Raw genomic sequence first — 5,441 nt, forward strand, 5'->3', positions numbered from 1 at the left:
CGAAAGACTTAACCAACTGTTCTTTAACAACTGAATCAAGCAATTCGTGTGGGTGCTTGTGAGGTAAGACTGGTAGTCAACTGATTATCAGCATCACAAGTAACACTCGTGAATTCGAGAGTTTATTTGCGATTGCTGAGCCAAGTTTAGGGTTTTCTCAAAACCCAAGCAGTATTGAACTGAAGAGTTTGATCATGGCTCAGATTGAACGCTGGCGGCAGGCCTAACACATGCAAGTCGAGCGGATGAAGGGAGCTTGCTCCTGGATTCAGCGGCGGACGGGTGAGTAATGCCTAGGAATCTGCCTGGTAGTGGGGGATAACGTTCCGAAAGGAACGCTAATACCGCGTACGTCCTACGGGAGAAAGCAGGGGACCTTCGGGCCTTGCGCTATCAGATGAGCCTAGGTCGGATTAGCTAGTTGGTGAGGTAATGGCTCACCAAGGCGACGATCCGTAACTGGTCTGAGAGGATGATCAGTCACACTGGAACTGAGACACGGTCCAGACTCCTACGGGAGGCAGCAGTGGGGAATATTGGACAATGGGCGAAAGCCTGATCCAGCCATGCCGCGTGTGTGAAGAAGGTCTTCGGATTGTAAAGCACTTTAAGTTGGGAGGAAGGGCTGTAGGTTAATATCCTGCGGTTTTGACGTTACCAACAGAATAAGCACCGGCTAACTTCGTGCCAGCAGCCGCGGTAATACGAAGGGTGCAAGCGTTAATCGGAATTACTGGGCGTAAAGCGCGCGTAGGTGGTTCGTTAAGTTGGATGTGAAAGCCCCGGGCTCAACCTGGGAACTGCATCCAAAACTGGCGAGCTAGAGTACGGTAGAGGGTAGTGGAATTTCCTGTGTAGCGGTGAAATGCGTAGATATAGGAAGGAACACCAGTGGCGAAGGCGACTACCTGGACTGATACTGACACTGAGGTGCGAAAGCGTGGGGAGCAAACAGGATTAGATACCCTGGTAGTCCACGCCGTAAACGATGTCAACTAGCCGTTGGAATCCTTGAGATTTTAGTGGCGCAGCTAACGCATTAAGTTGACCGCCTGGGGAGTACGGCCGCAAGGTTAAAACTCAAATGAATTGACGGGGGCCCGCACAAGCGGTGGAGCATGTGGTTTAATTCGAAGCAACGCGAAGAACCTTACCTGGCCTTGACATGCTGAGAACTTTCCAGAGATGGATTGGTGCCTTCGGGAACTCAGACACAGGTGCTGCATGGCTGTCGTCAGCTCGTGTCGTGAGATGTTGGGTTAAGTCCCGTAACGAGCGCAACCCTTGTCCTTAGTTACCAGCACATTATGGTGGGCACTCTAAGGAGACTGCCGGTGACAAACCGGAGGAAGGTGGGGATGACGTCAAGTCATCATGGCCCTTACGGCCAGGGCTACACACGTGCTACAATGGTCGGTACAAAGGGTTGCCAAGCCGCGAGGTGGAGCTAATCCCATAAAACCGATCGTAGTCCGGATCGCAGTCTGCAACTCGACTGCGTGAAGTCGGAATCGCTAGTAATCGTGAATCAGAATGTCACGGTGAATACGTTCCCGGGCCTTGTACACACCGCCCGTCACACCATGGGAGTGGGTTGCTCCAGAAGTAGCTAGTCTAACCTTCGGGGGGACGGTTACCACGGAGTGATTCATGACTGGGGTGAAGTCGTAACAAGGTAGCCGTAGGGGAACCTGCGGCTGGATCACCTCCTTAATCGAAGACTTCAGCTTTCTCATAAGCTCCCACACGAATTGCTTGATTCACTGTAGAAGACGATGCTGTAACGCGGCGACCCTGTGATAGGTCTGTAGCTCAGTTGGTTAGAGCGCACCCCTGATAAGGGTGAGGTCGGCAGTTCAAATCTGCCCAGACCTACCAATTCAGGTGCAGATGCTTACGGGGCCATAGCTCAGCTGGGAGAGCGCCTGCTTTGCACGCAGGAGGTCAGCGGTTCGATCCCGCTTGGCTCCACCATTACAGCATGATCGTAGAGAGTTCAGAAATGAGCGCTTCAGGTGATTGGCCTGTTGAGTGCTGATTTCTGGTCTTTTGACCGGTACAAATCGTTCTTTAAAAATTTGGATATGTGATAGAAGTGACTAACGATGTGTTTCACTGCACATTGTTAATCAAGGCAAAATTTGTAGTTCTCAAGACGCAAATTTTCGGCGATGTCGTCTTCACGATTGAGACAGTAACCAGATTGCTTGGGGTTATATGGTCAAGTGAAGAAGCGCATACGGTGGATGCCTTGGCAGTCAGAGGCGATGAAAGACGTGGTAGCCTGCGAAAAGCTTTGGGGAGTCGGCAAACAGACTGTGATCCAGAGATCTCTGAATGGGGGAACCCACCCGGCATAAGCCGGGTATCTTGTACTGAATCCATAGGTGCAAGAGGCGAACCAGGGGAACTGAAACATCTAAGTACCCTGAGGAAAAGAAATCAACCGAGATTCCCTAAGTAGTGGCGAGCGAACGGGGACTAGCCCTTAAGTTGATTTGAGTGTAGTGGAAGGCTCTGGAAAGTGCCGCCGTAGTGGGTGATAGCCCCGTACACGAAACGCTCTTATCAATGAAATCGAGTAGGACGGGGCACGAGAAACCTTGTCTGAACATGGGGGGACCATCCTCCAAGGCTAAATACTACTGACTGACCGATAGTGAACCAGTACCGTGAGGGAAAGGCGAAAAGAACCCCGGAGAGGGGAGTGAAATAGAACCTGAAACCGTATGCGTACAAGCAGTGGGAGCCTACTTTGTTGGGTGACTGCGTACCTTTTGTATAATGGGTCAGCGACTTATATTCAGTGGCGAGCTTAACCGAATAGGGGAGGCGTAGCGAAAGCGAGTCTTAATAGGGCGCTTTAGTCGCTGGGTATAGACCCGAAACCGGGCGATCTATCCATGGGCAGGTTGAAGGTTAGGTAACACTGACTGGAGGACCGAACCGACTACCGTTGAAAAGTTAGCGGATGACCTGTGGATCGGAGTGAAAGGCTAATCAAGCTCGGAGATAGCTGGTTCTCCTCGAAAGCTATTTAGGTAGCGCCTCGTGTATCACTGCTGGGGGTAGAGCACTGTTTCGGCTAGGGGGTCATCCCGACTTACCAAACCGATGCAAACTCCGAATACCAGCAAGTGTCAGCACGGGAGACACACGGCGGGTGCTAACGTCCGTCGTGAAAAGGGAAACAACCCAGACCGTCAGCTAAGGTCCCAAAGTTATGGTTAAGTGGGAAACGATGTGGGAAGGCTTAGACAGCTAGGAGGTTGGCTTAGAAGCAGCCATCCTTTAAAGAAAGCGTAATAGCTCACTAGTCGAGTCGGCCTGCGCGGAAGATGTAACGGGGCTCAAACCATACACCGAAGCTACGGGTTCATCCTTTGGATGAGCGGTAGAGGAGCGTTCTGTAAGCCTGTGAAGGTGAGTTGAGAAGCTTGCTGGAGGTATCAGAAGTGCGAATGCTGACATGAGTAACGACAATGCGAGTGAAAAACTCGCACGCCGAAAGACCAAGGTTTCCTGCGCAACGTTAATCGACGCAGGGTTAGTCGGCCCCTAAGGCGAGGCAGAAATGCGTAGTCGATGGGAAACGGGTTAATATTCCCGTACTTCTAGTTACTGCGATGGAGGGACGGAGAAGGCTAGGCCAGCACGGCGTTGGTTGTCCGTGTTTAAGGTTGTAGGCTGGTTTCTTAGGTAAATCCGGGAGATCAAGGCCGAGAACTGATGACGAGCGTTCTTTTAGAATGCGAAGTGGTTGATGCCATGCTTCCAGGAAAAGCTTCTAAGCTTCAGGTAACTAGGAACCGTACCCCAAACCGACACAGGTGGTTAGGTAGAGAATACCAAGGCGCTTGAGAGAACTCGGGTGAAGGAACTAGGCAAAATGGCACCGTAACTTCGGGAGAAGGTGCGCCGGTGAGGGTGAAGTATTTACTACGTAAGCCCATGCCGGTCGAAGATACCAGGCCGCTGCGACTGTTTATTAAAAACACAGCACTCTGCAAACACGAAAGTGGACGTATAGGGTGTGACGCCTGCCCGGTGCCGGAAGGTTAATTGATGGGGTTAGCGCAAGCGAAGCTCTTGATCGAAGCCCCGGTAAACGGCGGCCGTAACTATAACGGTCCTAAGGTAGCGAAATTCCTTGTCGGGTAAGTTCCGACCTGCACGAATGGCGTAACGATGGCGGCGCTGTCTCCACCCGAGACTCAGTGAAATTGAAATCGCTGTGAAGATGCAGTGTATCCGCGGCTAGACGGAAAGACCCCGTGAACCTTTACTATAGCTTTGCACTGGACTTTGAGCTTGCTTGTGTAGGATAGGTGGGAGGCTTTGAAGTGGGGACGCCAGTTCTCATGGAGCCATCCTTGAAATACCACCCTGGCAACCTTGAGGTTCTAACTCTGGTCCGTTATCCGGATCGAGGACAGTGTATGGTGGGTAGTTTGACTGGGGCGGTCTCCTCCCAAAGAGTAACGGAGGAGTACGAAGGTGCGCTCAGACCGGTCGGAAATCGGTCGTAGAGTATAAAGGCAAAAGCGCGCTTGACTGCGAGACAGACACGTCGAGCAGGTACGAAAGTAGGTCTTAGTGATCCGGTGGTTCTGTATGGAAGGGCCATCGCTCAACGGATAAAAGGTACTCCGGGGATAACAGGCTGATACCGCCCAAGAGTTCATATCGACGGCGGTGTTTGGCACCTCGATGTCGGCTCATCACATCCTGGGGCTGAAGCCGGTCCCAAGGGTATGGCTGTTCGCCATTTAAAGTGGTACGCGAGCTGGGTTTAGAACGTCGTGAGACAGTTCGGTCCCTATCTGCCGTGGACGTTTGAGATTTGAGAGGGGCTGACCTTAGTACGAGAGGACCGGGTTGGACGAACCTCTGGTGTTCCGGTTGTCACGCCAGTGGCATTGCCGGGTAGCTATGTTCGGAAAAGATAACCGCTGAAAGCATCTAAGCGGGAAACTTGCCTCAAGATGAGATCTCACTGGGAACTTGATTCCCCTAAAGGGCCGTCGAAGACTACGACGTTGATAGGCAGGGTGTGTAAGCGCTGTGAGGCGTTGAGCTAACCTGTACTAATTGCCCGTGAGGCTTGACCATATAACACCCAAACAATCTGCTCTGACAGCAGAGGGTGTCGATGGTGAAGTCGACAGAAAGCCGAAAATTTGCGAGAGCTACAAGCCTCTATCACGTATCCAAGGGATCGCGCCTTACCGCGAGATCCCAACCGAATTGCTTGACGACCATAGAGCGTTGGAACCACCTGATCCCATCCCGAACTCAGTAGTGAAACGACGCATCGCCGATGGTAGTGTGGTGCTTCACCATGTGAGAGTAGGTCATCGTCAAGCTCCTATACGAAACCCCAGATCTCTAACGAGGTCTGGGGTTTCTTCTTTGCGCGGCAGAAAGTCGGGCGTGGGCAG

Annotated in this window: 2 tRNA genes and 3 rRNA genes; all 5 read left to right on the top strand. The window is 52.0% G+C overall.

Annotated features, from left to right (window positions below):
- The first annotated feature begins 176 nt into the window (after positions 1-176).
- The 5 genes from E4487_RS08030 to rrf all read left to right on the top strand — a co-directional run bounded on the left by E4487_RS08030 (position 177) and on the right by rrf (position 5,366).
- Positions 177-1,713: ribosomal RNA gene (locus E4487_RS08030) — 16S ribosomal RNA — on the top strand.
- An 88-nt stretch (positions 1,714-1,801) separates the two neighbouring features.
- Positions 1,802-1,878, top strand: a tRNA-Ile gene (locus tag E4487_RS08035).
- A gap of 20 nt (positions 1,879-1,898) precedes the next feature.
- Positions 1,899-1,974 (top strand) — tRNA-Ala (locus tag E4487_RS08040).
- Between the two features lie 245 nt (positions 1,975-2,219).
- Positions 2,220-5,112 (top strand): 23S ribosomal RNA (locus E4487_RS08045).
- A 138-nt stretch (positions 5,113-5,250) separates the two neighbouring features.
- Positions 5,251-5,366 (top strand): 5S ribosomal RNA (rrf, locus tag E4487_RS08050).
- Together the 16S, 23S and 5S rRNA genes with 2 tRNA genes alongside form the textbook arrangement of a ribosomal RNA operon.
- Positions 5,367-5,441: the final 75 nt, after the last annotated feature.

Source organism: Pseudomonas sp. BMW13 (assembly GCF_013357275.1).
Taxonomy (GTDB): domain Bacteria; phylum Pseudomonadota; class Gammaproteobacteria; order Pseudomonadales; family Pseudomonadaceae; genus Aquipseudomonas; species Aquipseudomonas khazarica.